This is a genomic window from Streptococcus sp. ELY_125, assembly GCF_058314535.1.
Window position 1 is genome coordinate 62,983 of sequence record NZ_JBZFUM010000003.1, and the last position, 18,574, is coordinate 81,556.

The 18,574-nt window shown below is 41.6% G+C and carries 20 protein-coding genes; 17 read left to right on the top strand and 3 right to left on the bottom strand.

Translation table 11 applies throughout. The features are described 5' to 3' along the window. Nucleotides 1–22 precede the first annotated feature (22 nt). From AC4HAL_RS02080 to AC4HAL_RS02130, 11 genes are all read left to right on the top strand, one after another. Entirely contained in the window at nt 23–1,888 is a 1,866-nt protein-coding gene (locus AC4HAL_RS02080) for a BglG family transcription antiterminator (protein ID WP_491092764.1), read from the top strand. After that, complete coding sequence (locus tag AC4HAL_RS02085; protein ID WP_491092765.1) at nt 1,888–2,367, top strand: transcriptional regulator GutM; 480 nt, start codon at nt 1,888–1,890, stop codon at nt 2,365–2,367. The genes AC4HAL_RS02080 and AC4HAL_RS02085 overlap by 1 nt, the downstream gene beginning before the upstream one ends. A gap of 14 nt (nt 2,368–2,381) precedes the next feature. Further along, entirely contained in the window at nt 2,382–2,936 is a 555-nt protein-coding gene (gene srlA, locus AC4HAL_RS02090) for a PTS glucitol/sorbitol transporter subunit IIC (protein ID WP_491092766.1), read from the top strand. A gap of 16 nt (nt 2,937–2,952) precedes the next feature. Then, nucleotides 2,953–3,945 carry a PTS glucitol/sorbitol transporter subunit IIB gene (gene srlE / locus AC4HAL_RS02095; RefSeq protein ID WP_491092767.1) on the top strand — a complete coding sequence of 331 codons (993 nt, stop codon included), beginning with the start codon at nt 2,953–2,955 and terminating at the stop codon, nt 3,943–3,945. Between the two features lie 77 nt (nt 3,946–4,022). After that, on the top strand, nt 4,023–4,388 hold the full coding sequence (locus AC4HAL_RS02100) for a PTS glucitol/sorbitol transporter subunit IIA (protein ID WP_491092768.1): 366 nt from the start codon (nt 4,023–4,025) through the stop codon (nt 4,386–4,388). Nucleotides 4,389–4,575: 187 nt separating this feature from the next. Next, complete coding sequence (locus AC4HAL_RS02105; RefSeq protein ID WP_491092769.1) at nt 4,576–6,657, top strand: BglG family transcription antiterminator; 2,082 nt, start codon at nt 4,576–4,578, stop codon at nt 6,655–6,657. 1 nt (nt 6,658) lies between these two features. Next, nucleotides 6,659–6,967, top strand: coding sequence for a PTS sugar transporter subunit IIB (locus tag AC4HAL_RS02110; protein WP_447452489.1), 309 nt, complete (start codon nt 6,659–6,661; stop codon nt 6,965–6,967). A 27-nt stretch (nt 6,968–6,994) separates the two neighbouring features. Next, on the top strand, nt 6,995–8,278 hold the full coding sequence (locus tag AC4HAL_RS02115) for a PTS sugar transporter subunit IIC (protein WP_447452488.1): 1,284 nt from the start codon (nt 6,995–6,997) through the stop codon (nt 8,276–8,278). 48 nt (nt 8,279–8,326) lie between these two features. After that, nucleotides 8,327–8,716 (top strand): tetratricopeptide repeat protein, encoded by a 390-nt coding sequence (locus AC4HAL_RS02120; protein WP_491092770.1) that lies wholly within the window; start codon nt 8,327–8,329, stop codon nt 8,714–8,716. Between the two features lie 2 nt (nt 8,717–8,718). Next, a complete protein-coding gene (locus AC4HAL_RS02125) occupies nt 8,719–9,576 on the top strand; it encodes a class II fructose-bisphosphate aldolase (RefSeq protein WP_491092771.1) in 858 nt (285 codons plus the stop codon). Between the two features lie 10 nt (nt 9,577–9,586). After that, nucleotides 9,587–10,189: a P-loop nucleotide/nucleoside kinase family protein gene (locus AC4HAL_RS02130; protein WP_491092772.1), complete on the top strand. Its 603-nt coding sequence runs from the start codon at nt 9,587–9,589 to the stop codon at nt 10,187–10,189. 203 nt (nt 10,190–10,392) lie between these two features. Here AC4HAL_RS02130 and AC4HAL_RS02135 read toward each other — a convergent pair whose 3' ends face one another. The 3 genes from AC4HAL_RS02135 to AC4HAL_RS02145 all read right to left on the bottom strand — a co-directional run bounded on the left by AC4HAL_RS02135 (nt 10,393) and on the right by AC4HAL_RS02145 (nt 12,960). Continuing rightward, nucleotides 10,393–10,812: a hypothetical protein gene (locus AC4HAL_RS02135; protein ID WP_491092773.1), complete on the bottom strand. Its 420-nt coding sequence runs from the start codon at nt 10,810–10,812 to the stop codon at nt 10,393–10,395. Between the two features lie 183 nt (nt 10,813–10,995). After that, a complete protein-coding gene (gene galU, locus AC4HAL_RS02140) occupies nt 10,996–11,898 on the bottom strand; it encodes a UTP--glucose-1-phosphate uridylyltransferase GalU (RefSeq protein WP_447452484.1) in 903 nt (300 codons plus the stop codon). A gap of 30 nt (nt 11,899–11,928) precedes the next feature. Continuing rightward, nucleotides 11,929–12,960: an NAD(P)H-dependent glycerol-3-phosphate dehydrogenase gene (locus AC4HAL_RS02145; protein WP_491092774.1), complete on the bottom strand. Its 1,032-nt coding sequence runs from the start codon at nt 12,958–12,960 to the stop codon at nt 11,929–11,931. 199 nt (nt 12,961–13,159) lie between these two features. On the opposite strand from AC4HAL_RS02145, the gene AC4HAL_RS02150 reads away from it, so the two are divergent. From AC4HAL_RS02150 to AC4HAL_RS02175, 6 genes are all read left to right on the top strand, one after another. After that, on the top strand, nt 13,160–13,606 hold the full coding sequence (locus AC4HAL_RS02150) for a dUTP diphosphatase (RefSeq protein WP_491092775.1): 447 nt from the start codon (nt 13,160–13,162) through the stop codon (nt 13,604–13,606). Between the two features lie 103 nt (nt 13,607–13,709). After that, nucleotides 13,710–15,071 carry a DNA repair protein RadA gene (radA, locus tag AC4HAL_RS02155; RefSeq protein ID WP_447452541.1) on the top strand — a complete coding sequence of 454 codons (1,362 nt, stop codon included), beginning with the start codon at nt 13,710–13,712 and terminating at the stop codon, nt 15,069–15,071. Next, nucleotides 15,072–15,809 carry a 23S rRNA (guanosine(2251)-2'-O)-methyltransferase RlmB gene (gene rlmB, locus AC4HAL_RS02160; protein WP_491092776.1) on the top strand — a complete coding sequence of 246 codons (738 nt, stop codon included), beginning with the start codon at nt 15,072–15,074 and terminating at the stop codon, nt 15,807–15,809. Between the two features lie 162 nt (nt 15,810–15,971). After that, nucleotides 15,972–16,487: an NYN domain-containing protein gene (locus AC4HAL_RS02165; protein ID WP_491092777.1), complete on the top strand. Its 516-nt coding sequence runs from the start codon at nt 15,972–15,974 to the stop codon at nt 16,485–16,487. A gap of 69 nt (nt 16,488–16,556) precedes the next feature. After that, complete coding sequence (locus tag AC4HAL_RS02170) at nt 16,557–17,417, top strand: DegV family protein (RefSeq protein ID WP_491092778.1); 861 nt, start codon at nt 16,557–16,559, stop codon at nt 17,415–17,417. 286 nt (nt 17,418–17,703) lie between these two features. Beyond that, the gene (locus AC4HAL_RS02175) at nt 17,704–18,567 is read left to right on the top strand and encodes a CPBP family intramembrane glutamic endopeptidase (RefSeq protein ID WP_491092779.1); all 864 of its coding nucleotides are present in this window, start codon (nt 17,704–17,706) and stop codon (nt 18,565–18,567) included. The last annotated feature ends 7 nt before the right edge of the window (nt 18,568–18,574 follow it).

The window sequence follows — 18,574 nt, forward strand, 5'->3', positions numbered from 1 at the left end:
TAATTAAAAGTGAGGTTTAAGGGTGGCGCTAGTTAATCGATGGTACCGTATTTTAAATCTCTTGGTTTCACAGCACCAAGTTACGGTTGAAGAGGTGCGAAAAAACCTAGGCATCAGCACTAAAACGTTAAGAAGCAGTATTGAGCAACTGAACGATATTCTAGGTGCAGATGTTCAGGTAGTACAAAGAGATGATAGTCTATTCTTGGAAGTAGCTGATTATGCTAGGTTGGAGGATATTTTATCTGGCAGTTTACGTATGGAGAGCGATTTCAACTCCTCCGGCAGGCGGGCTTCTTATCTCATCAAACGCTTATTACAGAGTACTAAGCCTCTTTTGATTGATGATTTAGCTGAAGAAATAGGCGTCAGCCGCACAACCATTAACAAGGATTTAAAGCAGGTTAAAGAGCTGACCCAAGACTACCAAATTGAAATTTCAGGACGTCCAAACAGAGGCTTAGAAGTCTTTGGTGATGAGCTAAACTTACGGCTGTTTTACAGCCATCATGTTTATGCTTATTTCAGTTCAGAAACGTTGAAAAATGAGACTGACTTTTTCTTACAGGAACTCTGTCAAAAATTTCAACTACCGAGAAAAATTCAAGATCTCCTAACTAAGGTGGTCGCGATCACGATTGCCCGTCTTAGGCGAGGAGAGTTCCTAACTCAACCAATTCCTTACTACATCAACGAATTGAAAGGTTCGCAGATTATGGATGAGCTAGTTTATCACCTTGAAATGACTTATAAAATCTCTCTCGGACAGTACGAACAGGATTTCCTAAGCTTTCCTTTGAATATTCAGTCTATAGCGGGCTTGGAGTATTGTACAATTGAAAACGCTCAAATCATAGCTCTCTATCAAGATATGGTTGCGCGTGTTAGAGGAACTCTGGATGTTGATTTTAATGATGAAAAGTTGCTTACTGATATTTATACCCATCTGAAATTCTTACTCAATCGTTTGATCTTTCATGTGCCAGCTAGCGATATTTTTCACGGTGAAATTCAAAATAAGTTTCCTCTTGCTTTTAAAATGGCTGAAGTTGCTGCTAGTCTGCTGAAGGAAATATTTGCCTACCCAGTAGATATCTCAGAAATCAGCTATTTAGCCCTTTATTTTGAAAGTGTCCTTCGTGATCCTAATCAAATACAAGAAAGATCCAGCCGCAAAGTTGCAGTAGTCTGTACAACAGGTCTGGGAACAGCTGCAATGATAGCACGCCAATTAAAGAATGTTCTCGGCAATGATGTAGAAATTACTCAATATTCTGAAGAAAATTTTAGACCAGAAGCCGATGATAATTACTTTGCTATCTTTACAACCGTTCCGCTAAAATATGGGAACTTAAAGTCTCCTGTTATTCAATTAACCAATCTTTTTGACGACCATTGGCTTCGCGATGTTTGGCAAAAGATTAAGACCTACCATCAGAAAGATTTAGAGACGGCTGTCCTTAAATTTATGCGTTTGAGACAAGCTAAGTCTTACAGAGACTGCTTGATTGATATGGTAGCCCTCTTGAGAGATGTTGACTTGGTTGATGAGGGTTTCGGTCAACGTGTCTTAGAGCGTGATAGGCAAGGAACGACGATCTTTGGCAATGGTATTGCCTTTCCTCATACCACCAATCGTCTATCAGGCAAGCCAATCTTAATGTTAGGAGTTCTGCAAGATACCCTACCAACACAGACCACTGAACTGGAATTTATTTTTCTTGTAGCTATCCCGCAAAAACTGGATAAGCGAACAGAAACAGAATTATTAGAACTCTATGATGATATTTTCAGAATTGCCAATAATGATAGTCTCAAGGAGGCTTTACGACATGTAAAAACGGAGTCAGATTTTATTACCTTAACCAAAAGCAAAGGGGTATTTTAATGGATTCAATACTTTTACTGGGAATAGTCATTGTGTCTGCTTATGTCCTGCAGATCCTGTTAGGACTAAAGCAAATCAAACATTTTAATCAGGTATATAGCACTCTGCGCCAAAAAGGCCGTGTAGCTATTGGCCGCCGATCGGGGAAACTAAAATCAGGAACAATTGTGATGTTTGCTATTGATAGTTATGGCAAGGTTCTTGATGCTAAGAAAATGCAAGGAGTGACCATAGCCGCATATTTTAAAGATATGCCAGATTATCTGGGACAGGATATTCATTATTTTGATTACTATAATCCGCTGGTACGTAAAGAAAATAAGCTGTTGCGTATCGCCATTGAGGATGCTCGCGAAGTCTTCTTAAGAACAGAAGCCGGCACCTATAAAGATCTTCCTAAGGCACCTCCTCTAGTCGATGCGGCGACACAGCTGAAGCTATTGCCTCAGTGGCTAAAATTACAGTTTAAGAAAAAATAAAGGAGTTAAAAACCATGAATAATGTTACAAAATTAATTGAAGGCTTCATGAACCTATTCCAACTAGGCGGTGAAAATTTCGTCGGATGGTTGACAGGAATCGTTCCCAAAGTCCTCATGCTGTTGATTGCCATGAATGCCCTTATTGCCTTAGTTGGTGAAGAACGTATGAATAAACTGGGAGAATTATCTGCTAAGAACCCAGTGACACGCTATCTCATCCTCCCCTTCTTTGCTGCTTTTATGTTAGGGAATCCGATGGCCATAAGTATGGGACGCTTTGTTCCTGAATATTATAAACCCAGTTACATAGCAGCACAGATGCAGTTCTGTCACACGTCAAACGGGGTATTCCCCCATATTAATCCTAGTGAATTATTCGTATGGCTGGGGGTAGCCTCAGGAATTGAAGCACTAGGGCTAAGTACAATCCCTCTAGCGATCCGCTACTTGTTAGTGGGCCTCCTCATGAATTTCATCGGCGGCTGGGTGACTGACTTTACAACAGCCTATGTATCTAAGCAGCAAGGAGTCACCTTGAGTAAGAAAGTTGAATTGTCAAATAAGTAGAAAAAGAGGTAGAAAAATGGCCTATAGAAGTATTAAAGTCGTAAAAGGTAATGGTGGTTTCGGCGGACCATTGGTGATTACACCTACCGATGCAAAGCATAAATTTCTCTATATTACTGGTGGCGGTGAAAAGCCTGAAATTGTTGATAAAATTGCAGAACTTACAGGCATGGAAGCTGTTAACGGCTTTCAAACGTCCATCCCAGATGAAGAAGTGGCTTTAGCTATTGTTGACTGCGGCGGGACTCTTCGTTGCGGTATCTATCCTAAAAAAGGTATTAAAACGATCAATATTGTCGCAACAGGGAAATCAGGCCCTCTGGCTCAATATATCACAGAGGATATTTATGTTTCTGCTGTCGGGTTGGAGCAAATTTCACCTGTTGAAGCAGATGAATCTGTGACAGAAGCAGCTTCGGAAGTAGTCGAAGAGGAAAGAACCAGTTATGATACCAGCAAGAAGATTACGGAACAGCGTGCTGAATCTAGTTTTATTGCCCGTATTGGTATGGGAGCTGGTAGAGTCGTTGCCATTTTCAATCAGGCTGCGCGTGATGCCATTCAAACGATGCTAAATACCATCCTTCCCTTCATGGCCTTTGTTTCCTTGATTATTGGTATCATTAATGGAACAGGCGTTGGTAATTGGCTGTCCCATGTCCTTAGCCCCTTGGCTGGGAATATTTGGGGATTAATCCTTCTCGGCTTTATATGTTCTTTGCCTTTCTTATCTCCGCTCTTAGGGCCTGGTGCTGTCATTTCCCAATTAGTTGGTGCTCTGATTGGTACCGAGATCGGTAAAGGAAATATTCCTCCCCAGATGGCTCTGCCAGCCCTATTTGCGATCAATACTCAAAATGGCTGTGACTTTATCCCTGTTGGTTTAGGTTTAGCGGAAGCAGAAGCGGAAACTGTTGAGGTCGGCGTGCCTTCCGTTCTCTATTCACGCTTTCTTAACGGCGTCCCTCGCGTTATCGTTGCCTGGGTAGCCAGTATTGGGCTTTATTGATAGCAGCAGTGATGAATAAATGTGGATCAATAGAGGAAATTATTATATATAATCAAGTGATTAGAAAGTGAGAAGCTATGTCAAAAATTTTTGAAACAAGAGTGATGGCAGTTGGTCCAGAAGCCCAAAGCATGGTAGAAGATGCCAATATGCTGATATTATTTGGCCAAGGAGCGCCGGCAGACTTAGCAGAATTCTGCTTTACAATTGATAATAAGAATCTTACTGGTAGCCTAAAGAGTGACGGGAAAGTTTTAATTGATGCGCAAGAGTATCGTATTACTGCAGTTGGAGATGTAGTTGAGACGAATCTCAAAAATTTAGGCCATATCACGATCTCCTTTGATGGTTCCAAAGAGAAAACCTTGCCAGGAACGCTTCACGTTGAAGGAGATAGTTTGCCTCAGTTGTCATCAGGAACGCTAGTGCAATTTTGGGATTAGTTTGGACAGCTGTTTAAGATAGGTAATTTAATATTGACGAAACGGCTGCCCCCTCCTGCCTTGAATAATCTATTCAAGGCAGGAGGGGGTTTTTGTGTAGAGGTTTTTGCAAATTTTTTTTGAAAAAAGATCTACTTTTTAATATGATGAAAGCGCTTTATAATCTAAGTAGATGGGGGAAAGAACGATGAAGGAAAGAGCTCGTGCCGTCTTAAATCGATTGCTAAATTCGCAGATACCGCTGACCATAAAGTATCTTTCAAATGAATTTGAGGTCAGCGAGAGAACGATTCGCAACGACCTTGCCGCAATTGATGAATCGTTGATACAGTGCCGGTTACCCTCGGTGAAAACCATCCGATCCAAAGGAGTGATGCTAAATTTAACAAGAGATGAAATCCAACAGCTAAAAGAATTTAATAAGGAGGACTGTTCATCATTTAAGTATTTAAGGCGAGAGGAGAGAGTGCTTGATTTAATTTTAGATATTGGCTTTGGAACAAGCCCCGTCTTTTTGACCAAGAAGGAGGAGACCTACCAGATTTCAAAATCTTCAATTGATGAAGATATCCGGCAGGTTCGAAAAAATTTGGCCCACTACCATGTCAAAGTTGTGAGCATTCCTAAGAAGGGTCTACAGTTTCAAGCTAAAGAGCAGTTTATCAGAACAATGCTTTTTTCGATATTAAGCTCAGCCTTATTGGAAGTCGATAGTGACAAAAAGGATATCGTTTTTAAATATATCAACCAGTCTCAGTTACAGTACTTAGATGATAGTTACAGTCGCTTTATATCAAAAGTGGAAGTCAGCCATTACCGAACGAATTTTAATCTGCTGGCTTATATATGGCTTGAGCGAATGAAACAAGGAAAGTATATTTCGGATACCGATAAACAAAGAGATTCTGAAATAGAAAAAACAGACCGCATTCAAAATTATATTAATGTGGTATCGGCTCACTTATATCCTGATGTTAATGCAGAGGAGAAAAAATACATTTATTTTCTCCTCAATACCCTAAAAAGAGAAGATGACTACCGCCCCTTCAACTGGCTGGACCTGCAGTTATTGACCCTGCAATTTATTCAATTTGTTGAAGACGGGACAGGGATTCCCTTTAATAAGAAGGAATTTCAGCTTCAAGAGGCTCTATATACTCATATGGTAGGTATGGTAGAGCGTATCAAGGGAGGTCTACAGCTCACGAATCCTCTGAAGGAAAAAATAAAACAAACCTACGGTCTCGTCTATCATGTCGTTGAAGAATTTCTAAAAAATGCAGAATATAAATTTGGCGGAAGTATTACAGATGATGAGATAGCCTTCCTAACAATACATTTTTCAACTGCTTTAAGTGAGCTTAATCAGGATAATAAATATTGGTACAGAGCAGTCGTTATTTGCAATCACGGTCTTGCTACGGGACGGCTGCTAGCAGAAAATCTGAAGGAATACTTCAATGTTGAAGTATTGGCGGTCTTAAGCAGCCGAGAAATCGATTTAGTTGAGAGGTTTGATGTAGATTTAGTTTTTTCGACAGTGGAACTTGACTATAGAGTCAAACCAACGATTATACTCGATTCTATCTTTAATGATGAAACCAAGTTACTCGTTCATAATTTTCTGGAGAATAATAGTCAATACCGACGATTAATATCTGTCAAGAGTGACTACACAGAAATGTTTCAGAACTTATTACGATTAATTGAAAGGCATTTAGGAGAGGTGAGTAAAGAGCTTTATGCTTGTCTCGAAGAGTTATTCAATCATAATAAGCTAAACATTAATAAGAGGGAGGTGCAGCCTATGATTCAAGATGTATTATCTGATGATAATATTTCATTTGAAAAAGAAACATTTACCTGGCAAGAAGCCATTGAAAGAGTGGCTAAGCCGCTGTTGAGCAAGGAGTTCATCACATATAACTATATACAGGCAATGATAGACAGTGTTGAGCAGTATGGCCCCTATATTGTGATTGGCCCCCATCTTGCCTTAGCTCATGCTAGACCAGAAGATGGGGCTCAAAAATTAGGCTTGAGTCTTTCCGTATTTGAAAAGCCGGTTGTTTTTGGCCACGAGTTTAATGATCCGGTACATGTCATATTTTGCCTATCTGCTACGGATTCTTATACGCATTTGAATGTTATGAAGAGTCTGGTCAATCTAATCAGGAAAGAGGATGACCTTAAGGCTCTAACAAGGGCGGCAGACCTAGAAACTGTTAAGGAAATCTTATTTAAAGAAAGAAGTGAGGAGGAAAAATAAGATGGCTAAGAATTTAAATATTTTATTTGTTTGTGGAGCTGGTTTAGGTTCCAGTTTTGCTGCTCAAATGGCAGCAGAAGATGTTCTGAATAAGTATGGTATTGACGCTAAACTGGATCATGTAGATATTTCAACAGCAGCATCAGTCGGACCGGATATTATTATTACGGCTCAAAATTTTGAAAAGCAATTCGCCCAGTTTTCAATTGATAAAGAAAAGACAGCGATTATCTTTTTAAAAAATATCGTGTCCAGTCAAGAAATAGAGGAGAAACTACTGCCTGTGCTTAAAGAACGTCATTTTATGTAATGACTCGTCTAAATGGAGGAAATAATTATGGGGATTATTAATTTTATCATCAATAATATTTTGACTCAGGCCTCAATTACCATCGCCTTAATCGCCATGCTCGGCCTGATTCTGCAGAAAAAATCAGTAGGGCAAATTATCTCAGGAACCTTAAAGACTCTCCTAGGTTTTCAAGTATTGAGCGCTGGTTCCAATATTATTGTTTCCAGTTTGACTTATTTTGGGAAGATTTTTCAGGCCGGATTTCATACACATGGGATCGTTCCTTCAATCGAAGCGATCAACGGTCAAGCCATGAATGATTTAGGCTTGGGTAGAGAGATTGCCTTAACTTTCCTTGCCATATTTGTTGTTAATGTTTTAATTGCTCGTTTTACTAAATGGAATTATATCTTTTTAACTGGGCAGGCCCTGCTTTGGATGGCAACCATGACAACGGTCTTTGGCTATTTTTCCGGCTTGCGTGGTTTTCTTCTCATCCTTATAGGCGGAGTCGTGGGTGGTATTTTTACAGTTGCTATGCCTGCTCTTGCTCAGCCGATTATCCGCAAGGTTACGGGAAATGATGATATCGCACTTGGACACTTTTGTACCATTGGCTATTTATTTGAAGCAGGAGTTGCTAAGTTATTTGGCGAACGTGGTGACCAGAAAAAATCCATCGAAGATATTGAAATGCCTAAATCTTTTGAGTTTTTACAAGATACTTATCTGTCTGTCATGGTGGTTATGGTTCCCTTGTATCTGATTACGGCGGCCTTTGCAGGAGCAGGAGCTGTTGACACAGGTAATCAAAATTATCTGATGTACGCATTTCTGCAGTCTATTCAGTTTGTTGTCGGTGTGTATGTCCTTCTTGCTGGTGTTCGCCTTCTTCTTGGTGAAATAGTACCGGCCTTCCGCGGTATTGCGATGAAGTTAGTGCCAGACGCTATTCCCGCTTTGGACTGTCCGGTTTTCTTCCCCTATTCGCCAAATGCTGTTATTCTTGGTTTTATCACAACAACGATTGGTACCGTCATAGCCATGTTTGTGCTTCCGATATTTGGTCTCGCCATGATTCTTCCCGGAATGCTAACAAACTTTTTTGCCGGCGGTACAGCAGGTATATTCGGAAATGCTGTAGGTGGCCGCAGGGGAGCTATCATTGGGGGAATTGCCCACGGCTTCTTCATCACTCTTTTGCCTGCCCTGCTAGTTACAGCATTTAGCTCCCTTGGTTTTGTGAATGCGACAGCTACCGATGTTGATACGGTTACAGCAGCTCTCTTGTACTACTGGCTATTAAGTCCGATTTTCAAAATGTTTTAACGCCCCTATCTGACATTAAAGGAGCTGGGTTGAAGAGGTGATTATACGATGTTTAAACTGTTTAAAAAAAGTCAAAAAACTACCGAAAGTACGAAGATTCAGTATTCAGAAGAAGAGCTAGAAAAATTTAATAAGGAGATTAATCAGCTATTAGCAGACCAAGAACAACATTTGGACGATGCTGACTATTTTGAAAAACTGGGGCTGCTCTATGATAAAGTTTCCAAGAAAGATGAGGCTATTGCTCACTTGGAAAAAAGCTTATCCATTAAGCTGACAATAGGGGAAGGCTATAAAAAACTCATGTCGCTCTATAACCAAAGGCGAAAAGAAGCTGCTATGGCCCACGATGATGAATTAATTGAATATTATATGGGTAAAATGGACGAAATGCGTAATATTGCCAAGAAAGTAACCCTAACAGCTAAGGAGGATTAAAAATGTATAAAACGTTAAAAGAGTTGACAGACTATGCTGATAAATTAAATATGACTGTAGGTGCATTTAATATGCATAACTTGGAAATGCTACCTGAAATGATCAGAGCCGCTAAAGAAACTGGCCTGCCTATTGTCATCCAAACTAGCGTAGATACAGCCAAATACATCGGCTATGATGTCATAGTCGCTGTTTGTAAGCAATTAGCAGCTAATAATCCGGTAGACGTGGCCTTACATCTGGATCATGCACGAGATTTTAAAGCTATTCAAGATGCGATAGCAGCTGGCTATTCCAGTGTTATGTTTGATGGTTCAAATCTTCCCTTTAAAGAGAATATCGCAAAAACTAAGGCCATTGTTGACTATGCCCATGCCAGGGGTGTCTCTGTAGAAGGAGAATTGGGAACAATCGGAGGAACCGAAGAAGGTATCTCTGTTTCTGAAGACGACAAAGAATATACCAGACCTAGCGATGCCATAAAATTTGTGGCTGAGACAGGAGTAGATGCTTTGGCCGTAGGGATCGGGACCAATCATGGCCAGTTCAAATCAAAAACAAATGTAAAAGTTCCCCTGCTTCAAAAAATTCACGAATCTGTTGAGGTTCCGCTTGTTATCCATGGCGGTACGGGTGTCAAAGAGGAAGATTACGCTGAGCTCATTAATAATGGGATCCGTAAATTTAATGTCGGTACAGAATTGCTTGTTAACTGGACACAGACAGCCAAGGATTATTTTGAAGCGACAGAGGTCAATAAATCGCTGCGTCATAATATCATTCCTTGTAATGAAAAGGTCAAGGAAATTGTAAAGCACAAGCTTCTGTTATTTATGAATGCTGATAGCCCTTTAAACTGAGGAAATCGTCATGAATAAATTCCTGATATTAATTGCAGGTCCCCCTGCTACAGGTAAAACCTATTTGGTCAAGAAGATCTTGGACATCCAACCTCAATTATACAAAATTACACCTGATGAATTAAAAGAAACTATTGCTGACAGTGTCGGTTTTAATAACTTAGAAGAGAAGGCACAGTTGGAACAAATCGTTTGGCAGTCTTTTTATCAGGCGATCGGTGCTTATATGATGGTTGGCCAAAAAATAATCCTTAGCGACTATCCATTTTCTGATAAGCAAAAGCCCCTCCTAGCTGACTTGGCCGCTAAATACGGTTACAATATCCTTACTGTAAGACTGGTTGCCGATTTTGACCTTCTGTGGGAACGCCGCTTTCAGCGTGACCGAGACTACAGCAGACACCTAAGTCATATCATGACTCACTATCACTATGGTGATGAGTTACTTCAGCGCGAATTAGCGGATAACCACATTACAAAAGATGAATTCCGAGATATCCTCAACAAAAGAGACTATAACCATTTTGAACTCGGTCAGGTAGTTGAATTTGATGTCAGTGACTTCGCAAAAGTTGATTACACTGATCTTTTGTCCTACCTTGTTAAACTATAATTTTAATTTACGGCCTCACTTTGGAAACCAAAACTATACGTCAGTGACACCAGTCTATCGGACAAAGTATTACTGCACTTTGGCCTCCTGTCTGTTTCTGATTTTCTTTGAAGTAGGGAATGCCAACTCTTTAACAAATAGAGGATGCTATCAGAGACTAAAAGTAGCCCCATTCGTTAAGATGGAGCTATTTTTGGAGATAATTAATATTCTTTCATCGTATGTCGTTTTCCTGCTGCAATAGCGTCGCTTTCTTCCATTTGAACAACTCGACTTTGGTTCGTGTTGGCAGGCATATTATCCATTGAGTACCAGTAGACATCAGCTGTCCCATCGCGAGCCACATAGACTATTCTATCTTGCTCTTGGTTTGGTTGTTCTTCATCTAATATTTTAGGGTCTTCTTGTGCTGGTTCTGACTGCACACTGGAGGAACTCTCTTGGATTGATGACGGCTGCTCTTGCGCTGCTATAGCAGTTGATGAAAAGTTTTCCTTTTCAGAAGAACTTTTTGAGGTTGTGGAGTACTTTGCTGAGTGACTAGTTGAAGTTGAATCATTGCTAAAAGCATTAAAGGCGATAATAGCCAATAAAGCTACTAATATGTAAGTGATTTTTTTCATAAAGCTCTCTCCCAATAAAATGTTAGCGTTTACGAAATTATTATACAAGTTCTTTTTTAATAAAACAATGGATTTTTAAGAAATTAACAGAAATATAACTGAAACATTACTAGAGGATGCAATTAAAAAGAGTATAAAAAGCCCCCTAGGTTTTATTCCTAGGGAGCCAGACCACTATAGATGTCACTTTGCTTGCTTCCCATCTAACTCTTTACCCAGTTTAATGATGTAATCTTTCAGATCCTCTTTAACTTGTGGATGCTGTAAGGCATAATCAATAGAGGTCTTCATAAAACCAAACTTATCTCCCACATCATAGCGGTTACCCCTAAACTCACGCGCAAAGACACGCTGAGTTTTATTCAAGGTATCGATAGCATCGGTCAGCTGAACCTCATTGCCTGCACCAGGCTCTTGGGTTTCTAGAATGCTGAAAATTTCTGGTGTCAGTAAGTAGCGTCCGATAATAGCTAAATCACTTGGAGCTTCATCCGGCTCTGGTTTTTCGACAAAGGTTTCTACCGAATAGAGACCTGCTTCTCCTTGTCCTTGTGGAGCAATCACACCGTAGGCAGATACTTCATCATGGGGAACTGGCATAACTGCAATAGTGGAGGCATGAGTTTCTTGATAATCGTCGATAAGCTGTTTCGTTAGAGGAACTGCCTTATCATCTGTAATATCCATGAGATCATCGCCCAGCATGACGACGAAGGGCTCATTACCGACAAAAGCCTTGGCTTGAAGCACAGCATCCCCTAGTCCGCGCGGATGGCTCTGACGGATAAAGTGGAGGTTGATTGCTGTAGTATCATTGACTAATTTAAGCAAATCAGTTTTGCCCTTTTGTTCCAGATTGTATTCTAGCTCAAAATTGGAATCAAAGTGATCCTCAATTGACCGTTTAGCTTTACCGGTTACGACTAAAATCTCCTCAATTCCAGATTTCAAGGCTTCCTCAACAATGAATTGAATTGTTGGCTTATCGACAATTGGCAGCATTTCTTTAGCCAGAGCTTTTGTAGCTGGCAAAAAACGAGTTCCCAAGCCTGCAGCTGGGATAACAGCTTTTCTAACTTTAGTCATCTTTTTTGTTTCCTTCTTAGATACTCTTTACTATTTAATGTTGTCTTCCTGCCACTCATTTTCTGAGCGGAGTTCATTGGACATCATGTTAAGGATGGATTCCTTAATATTTGCCCCCTCGTAGATAGCCTTGTAAATAGCTGCAGTGATAGGCATATAAACGCCCAACTGCTGGGACAATTCATAGGCAACCTTAGTAGTTGAAATCCCTTCAATTACCATTCCCATATTTCGCTCGACATCTTCTAATTTTTCACCGCGCCCAAGAGCGTCCCCAGCTCGCCAATTGCGTGAATGGACAGAAGTTCCCGTGACGATGAGGTCACCGACACCAGATAAGCCGCTGTAGGTCAGTGGATTGGCTCCCATCTTGACACCCAAGCGCGTGATTTCAGCCAGTCCGCGTGTAATGACAGCAGCTTTGGCGTTGTCGCCATATCCCATACCGTGTAGGGCTCCGGCCCCGACTGCAATAATATTTTTTAAAGCTCCGGCAGTTTCAACCCCGACCACATCCTGATTGGTATAGAGACGGAAGTAGCGATTGCTGAAAATCTCCTGTACATATCTAGCAGCATTGAGATCTTTTGAGGCTGCCGTAATAAGAGTCAGATCGCGAACGATTGTTTCTTCCGCATGACTGGGACCAGATACGACGACAATTTCACTGCGCAGTTCTGGTGGGATTTCCTCTTCCAGAATCGTAGACAAACGTTCGTGCGTGCCTGGCTCAAGTCCCTTGGAAGCATGCATGATAACCACCTTGTGATCCAGCAGTTCAGCGACTTGTATTGCTACTAGGCGGGTAACCTTAGTCGGTACCACAAAGAGAATAGCATCAACAGCCTCTAAAGCCTCTTTTAAGTCTTTGTAGGCTTTAATTCTTTCATCCAAGACTATATCTTTGAAGTAGAGGGTGTTCATATGTTTGGTATTAATTTCATCAATCTGTTCTGGGATATTGCCCCAAATGCGGACCTCATGCCCGTTGTCATTAAGAACCTGAGCGAGGGCAGTCCCCCATGACCCCGGCCCTAAAACAGCGACTTTTTGTTTTGTCATAATAGGTCTCCATATCATAATATCGCTCTCATTATATCATAAAATAAGGGAAAAAGAGAGGTTAAGCGCAAATAGAAAACTTGCTTTTAACCGCTGTCAGCCCGTGATATAAGGAGGCTTGAAGCGATGAAGTAGCTAGGTTTTTATTTTCTATTGCGAATATAGTATAATAAGTGCTAGCAATTATACGAGGTGAACCATGTCAAAAATTCGTGGCTTTGAACTTATCAGCCAATATACTGATGAAAAATTACTGCCCAAGCGAGCGACAGCCCATGCAGCTGGTTATGATTTAAAAGTAGCGGAGACAGTAGAAATTCCGGCTGGTGCTATTGCTTTAGTGCCCACAGGGGTCAAGGCCTATATGCAGCCGAGAGAAGTCCTTTATCTTTATGATCGCTCTTCTAATCCGCGTAAAAAGGGCTTAGTGCTCATCAATTCAGTTGGTGTTATCGATGGCGACTACTATAACAACCCTAATAATGAAGGGCATATCTTTGCTCAGATGCAAAATATCGGTGATCAACCAGTAACCCTCGAAATCGGTGAGCGTATTGTCCAAGCTGTCTTTGTCCCTTTCTTGATTGCTGATGGTGATCAAGCTGATGGTCTACGAACAGGGGGCTTCGGTTCGACAGGCCAGTGAACTTTTGTCATGATAAACTAGATTTATCTGGTGCTCAAAATGATAGCGATAACCATCTGAATTGATATAAAATAAAGATGGTACAAGAAAAAGGAGATCTACCATAGCAAAGAAAAAATCAAGTTTCGTCTGTCAGGAATGTGGCTATAACTCTCCTAAATATTTAGGACGCTGCCCTAATTGTGGCAGCTGGTCCTCTTTTGTGGAGGAAGTTGAGGCCCCAGAAGTTAAGAACGCTAGAGTCAGTTTAACAGGTGAAAAAACAAAACCGACCAAGTTAAAAGATGTCTCTTCTATTGATTATGCCAGAATCAAGACGAGTATGGGGGAGTTTAACCGAGTTCTTGGTGGCGGTGTGGTGCCCGGCAGTCTGGTTCTTATCGGTGGAGATCCCGGTATCGGGAAATCAACTCTCTTGCTGCAGGTCTCGACTCAGTTGGCCAATAAGGGAACGGTACTCTATGTTTCTGGGGAAGAATCGGCCGAGCAAATCAAGCTGCGCAGTGAGCGCCTAGGCCATATTGACAATGAATTTTACATCTACGCTGAAACTAATATGCAACATATTCGCTCTGAAATCGAGCGTCTGAAGCCGGATTTTCTGATTATCGACTCTATCCAGACGGTTATGAGTCCTGAAATTACCAGTGTTCAAGGTTCCGTTTCTCAGGTGCGGGAGGTGACAGCTGAGCTTATGCAGCTGGCCAAGAGCAATAATATCGCCACCTTTATCGTGGGTCATGTGACCAAGGAAGGAACTCTGGCTGGTCCGCGGATGCTGGAACATATGGTCGATACAGTTCTCTATTTTGAAGGGGAGCGCCACCATACCTTTCGGATTTTACGGGCGGTGAAAAACCGTTTTGGCTCCACCAATGAGATTGGTATTTTTGAAATGCAGACGGGTGGCCTAGTCGAGGTCCTCAACCCTAGTCAGCTCTTCTTGGAAGAGCGCTTGGACGGGGCGACAGGCTCGGCTATTGTCGTCACCATGGAAGGGACACGCCCGATTTTAGCTGAGGTTCAAGCCTTAGTCACACCGACGGTTTTTGGCAATGCCAAGCGGACAACGACTGGTTTAGATTTCAATAGGGTCAGTTTAATCATGGCTGTTTTGGAGAAGCGCTGTGGTCTCCTCCTGCAAAATCAAGATGCCTATCTCAAGTCAGCTGGTGGGGTCAAGCTGGACGAGCCAGCCATTGATCTGGCGGTGGCAGTCGCCATTGCCTCCTCCTACAAGGAAGCACCGACCAATGCTCAGGATGCCTTCATCGGTGAAATCGGTCTGACAGGAGAAATTCGCCGTGTCAATCGAATTGAGCAGCGCATCAATGAGGCTGCCAAGCTTGGATTCACCAAAGTTTACGTTCCTAAAAATGCACTCCATGATGTCACAACTCCTAAAACGATAGAAGTTATCGGTGTATCAACTGTTGGAGAAGTTCTACAGAAAGTTTTTAAATAGATGAAACAACTAGACGACAAGGATATTGTCTACGGTGTACATACCGTAACGGAAAGCCTGCAGGCTAACACTGGTAATAAACTCTACATTCAAGATGATCTGCGTGGCAAAAATGTGGATAAAATTAAAGACCTAGCAGCTGAGAAAAAGGTCTCTGTCTCTTGGACGCCCAAGAAAAGTTTAAATGAGATGACAGGCGGGGCGGTTCATCAAGGATTTGTCCTGCGTGTGTCTGAATTCGCCTATACTGACTTAGCTGATATTTTAAAAGAAGCAGATCAGCAGAACAATCCCCTTATCCTTATCTTGGATGGACTTAACGACCCTCATAATTTTGGCTCTATCCTGCGGACAGCTGATGCAACCAATGTGACCGGCATCATCATTCCCAAACATCGGGCGGTTGGTGTCACTCCGGTTGTTGCCAAGACCTCGACGGGCGCAGCTGAACATGTTCCGGTTGCTCGTGTGACTAATCTCAGTCAAACTATTGATCAGCTTAAAGGGCAAGGGTTTTGGGTTTTTGGCACTGACATGGATGGAACGCCTGCCCACAGATGGAATACAGCTGGCAAGCTAGTCTTGATTATCGGCAATGAAGGCAGGGGTATCTCTGCTAATATTAAGAAGCAGGTAGACGAGATGGTTACCATCCCTATGACAGGCCATGTCCAAAGCCTGAATGCCAGCGTGGCTGCAGCCATTCTCATGTATGAGGTTTTCAGAAATAAATTATGATCAAAAATAAATTATGATCAAAAGAGATTGTCAGCAGATATTAGAGGTCAGTCGAAGGATTAGATCAATTGATGGATGATGGTAAAGTTATCATGGAATTTTGTTTTGGTTTATTTTATCTACTTTGCTAATATTGCTTACCGACTTTAACAAGGAGGTGCTATGGTCAGAAGAAAAATTTTAATGGTTGATGGCTACAATATGATTGCCTTTTGGCAGGAGACGCGACAGCTCTTTAAAACCAACCAATTGGATGCCGCTAGAAATATCCTTCTGAGTAAACTTAGCCATTATGCCAGTTTTGAAGCTATTGAAATTATCTGTGTTTTTGATGCCCAATATGTTCCAGGCAGCCGACAACGCTATGATGATTATCAATTGACCGTTGTTTTTACTCAGGAAGATGAGACAGCTGATTCCTATATTGAGCGGACAGCTGCTGAACTTAATACACGACTTAATCTTGTTGAAGTCGCGACCAGTGACCTCAATGAACAGTGGACAATTTTCTCACAAGGAGCCCTACGGGTTTCGGCGCGCGAATTAGAAGAGCGAGTCAGTGTTGTTAAATCAAACCTAGACCAGCTGTCCAAAGATATTGAATTGTATACCCCCCGCCTAGGATCCTTTGACGAAAAGCAGTTGGACCAGCTTCAAGGCCTCCTAGACGATTTATAACGCATTCAGGTGGGCAAGGCCTCCCTTTTTTGATATAATAATTCACGTTATACTTTTAGGGAGATGGCAATGACGTTTAAGATTATTACAGATTCGACAGCTGATTTAAATGAAGACTGGGCTAACCAGCAGGATATTGACATTCTAGGGTTAACAATTACCCTAGACGGCAAGGACTACCCAACCGTTGGTACTGACCGCATAACCAGTGACGTTTTACTGGAGTCTATGCAAAATGGCGGTCAGCCGACGACTAGTCAGGTCAATGTTGGCCAATTTGAAGCTGCTTTTCGCAAATACGCTGAAGAGAGGCGGCCAGTTCTTTATTTAGCATTCTCATCTCTTTTTTCTGGGACTTATCAGAGTAGCTTGATAGCACGTGATTTAGTTTTAGAAGATTATCCAGATGCGTGTATTGAAATTGTTGATACGAGAGCTGCAGCCGGTGGAGAAGGCTATCTTTCTATCCTTGCAGCTCAAATGCGTAACCAAGGGGCTAGCCTTGAGGAGGTCAAGGCCGCAGTCTCTCATATTATTCCGCGGCTCCGGACTTACTTTCTTGTCGATGACCTCTACCATCTCATGCGCGGCGGCCGTCTGTCTAAGAGTTCTGCGCTTCTTGGCAGTCTCGTAAATATTAAGCCCCTCCTATGGTTGGACGCTGAAGGGAAGCTAGTACCTCTAGCCAAGTTGCGTGGCCGTAAAAAGGGGATGAAGGAAATGGTCAACCGGTCGCTTCAAGATGTTGAGACCAATACCGCTATTGTTGCCTACGCTAATGACGAAGCAGGAGCTGAGTCCCTTAAAGCACAGTTATTAGAAAGTCCATCAATTTCTGAAGTACTTATGATGCCGCTGGGGCCAGTCATCTCGGCCCATGTTGGCCCGAATACCTTAGCCATATTTACGATCGGCCATGAGCCTCGCTAGGCGGATCAGTACAGGAAACTTTTTCGATGACGAAATGCCTTAGCCTGATTTGTAAACGGTGAACTTTAATCATAAAAAACTTCAAGTTCTTGAACTACAATGCTCAGGAGCTTATTTTTTTACGAACATGACCTTGTAGAATTACTCTTGTTATGTTATCATGGTACAAAATTTAAGTAAAAATTTTAACGGAGCTTTAAGGAAGAAAAGAATGTTATAGCAAATGTAAAAACTGCGCAAGGCTATTAGATTAGTTTGGAATGATGGTCTTTACTGAAATCTTCACATGAAGGCTGGGTTGCTGCTGATCTTAATGAAGATTTGGCTGTCTGCTCTAATTGATGTCATTATACTCATCAATTTCCGTATCCTAATCTATGTCATGCTTGCTCATAAAACCATTCACTCAGACGAAAACTCACTGCAAAATGGAGATACTATGAAAATATTTTTAGAAAAACTCAAATGGATTGGTCTTGCTCTTGGCCTCTTTCTGGCCGAGCAGGCAGGAGTATTTGTTATTAGTTTTGCGGCTGTTGTTAAAACAATAGCAAAACATGGTCGACAAGCCGATCCCAGTCATCTTTTACCGGCTGGCCCAATTGGTGTTGGTCTAGCTGTCTTAGTGGAGTTAGGAGCTCTAGCCCTGGCCGTTTGGCTCCTTTATAGGTGGGATTTTATTAAGAAGAAAGGGTTGAACTGGAAAATCTTAGTTTTTGGTCTTATTCTTGCTTATGCTTTAGTGCTAGGGATTGAGCAGGTGGCTAGTTTTATCATGCAGCTGGAAGATAAGACCAATACTTCTAACCAACAGGCTGTGGAAAGTATGCTGTCCTACGTTCCAGCTTTCTTTATGATTATTGCGGTGGCTATCACAGCACCAGTTATTGAAGAATTAATTTTTCGTGGCTTTATTCAGCAAAAGCTCTTTCGCAATCCTTGGCTTGGCTATCTCTTTGGTAGTCTAGCATTTGGTTTGGCGCATACTCCTGATTCTTGGGGAGCAGCACTGGCTTACATTGGTATGGGAGCTGTTATAGGCTTCTTTGCCTTTAAATATAAACGGCTAGAGTATGGTATTGCCCTGCACATCCTCAATAATTTTATTTCTGTTTTAATCATGTACCAAATGATTAGCCTTCCTTGGTAGGTCAAGT

Bases quoted from the DNA above. Each gene is read 5' to 3' on its own strand.
- srlA (WP_491092766.1), top strand. From the start codon at position 2,382: ATGAATAATGTTACAAAATTAATTGAAGGCTTCATGAACCTATTCCAA.
- AC4HAL_RS02100 (WP_491092768.1), top strand. From the start codon at position 4,023: ATGTCAAAAATTTTTGAAACAAGAGTGATGGCAGTTGGTCCAGAAGCC.
- galU (WP_447452484.1), bottom strand. From the start codon at position 11,898: ATGACTAAAGTTAGAAAAGCTGTTATCCCAGCTGCAGGCTTGGGAACT.
- AC4HAL_RS02115 (WP_447452488.1), top strand. From the start codon at position 6,995: ATGGGGATTATTAATTTTATCATCAATAATATTTTGACTCAGGCCTCA.
- AC4HAL_RS02175 (WP_491092779.1), top strand. From the start codon at position 17,704: ATGAAGGCTGGGTTGCTGCTGATCTTAATGAAGATTTGGCTGTCTGCT.
- AC4HAL_RS02110 (WP_447452489.1), top strand. From the start codon at position 6,659: ATGGCTAAGAATTTAAATATTTTATTTGTTTGTGGAGCTGGTTTAGGT.
- AC4HAL_RS02150 (WP_491092775.1), top strand. From the start codon at position 13,160: ATGTCAAAAATTCGTGGCTTTGAACTTATCAGCCAATATACTGATGAA.
- AC4HAL_RS02145 (WP_491092774.1), bottom strand. From the start codon at position 12,960: ATGACAAAACAAAAAGTCGCTGTTTTAGGGCCGGGGTCATGGGGGACT.
- srlE (WP_491092767.1), top strand. From the start codon at position 2,953: ATGGCCTATAGAAGTATTAAAGTCGTAAAAGGTAATGGTGGTTTCGGC.
- AC4HAL_RS02135 (WP_491092773.1), bottom strand. From the start codon at position 10,812: ATGAAAAAAATCACTTACATATTAGTAGCTTTATTGGCTATTATCGCC.
- AC4HAL_RS02165 (WP_491092777.1), top strand. From the start codon at position 15,972: ATGGTCAGAAGAAAAATTTTAATGGTTGATGGCTACAATATGATTGCC.
- rlmB (WP_491092776.1), top strand. From the start codon at position 15,072: ATGAAACAACTAGACGACAAGGATATTGTCTACGGTGTACATACCGTA.
- AC4HAL_RS02085 (WP_491092765.1), top strand. From the start codon at position 1,888: ATGGATTCAATACTTTTACTGGGAATAGTCATTGTGTCTGCTTATGTC.
- AC4HAL_RS02170 (WP_491092778.1), top strand. From the start codon at position 16,557: ATGACGTTTAAGATTATTACAGATTCGACAGCTGATTTAAATGAAGAC.
- AC4HAL_RS02120 (WP_491092770.1), top strand. From the start codon at position 8,327: ATGTTTAAACTGTTTAAAAAAAGTCAAAAAACTACCGAAAGTACGAAG.
- AC4HAL_RS02125 (WP_491092771.1), top strand. From the start codon at position 8,719: ATGTATAAAACGTTAAAAGAGTTGACAGACTATGCTGATAAATTAAAT.
- AC4HAL_RS02105 (WP_491092769.1), top strand. From the start codon at position 4,576: ATGAAGGAAAGAGCTCGTGCCGTCTTAAATCGATTGCTAAATTCGCAG.
- AC4HAL_RS02130 (WP_491092772.1), top strand. From the start codon at position 9,587: ATGAATAAATTCCTGATATTAATTGCAGGTCCCCCTGCTACAGGTAAA.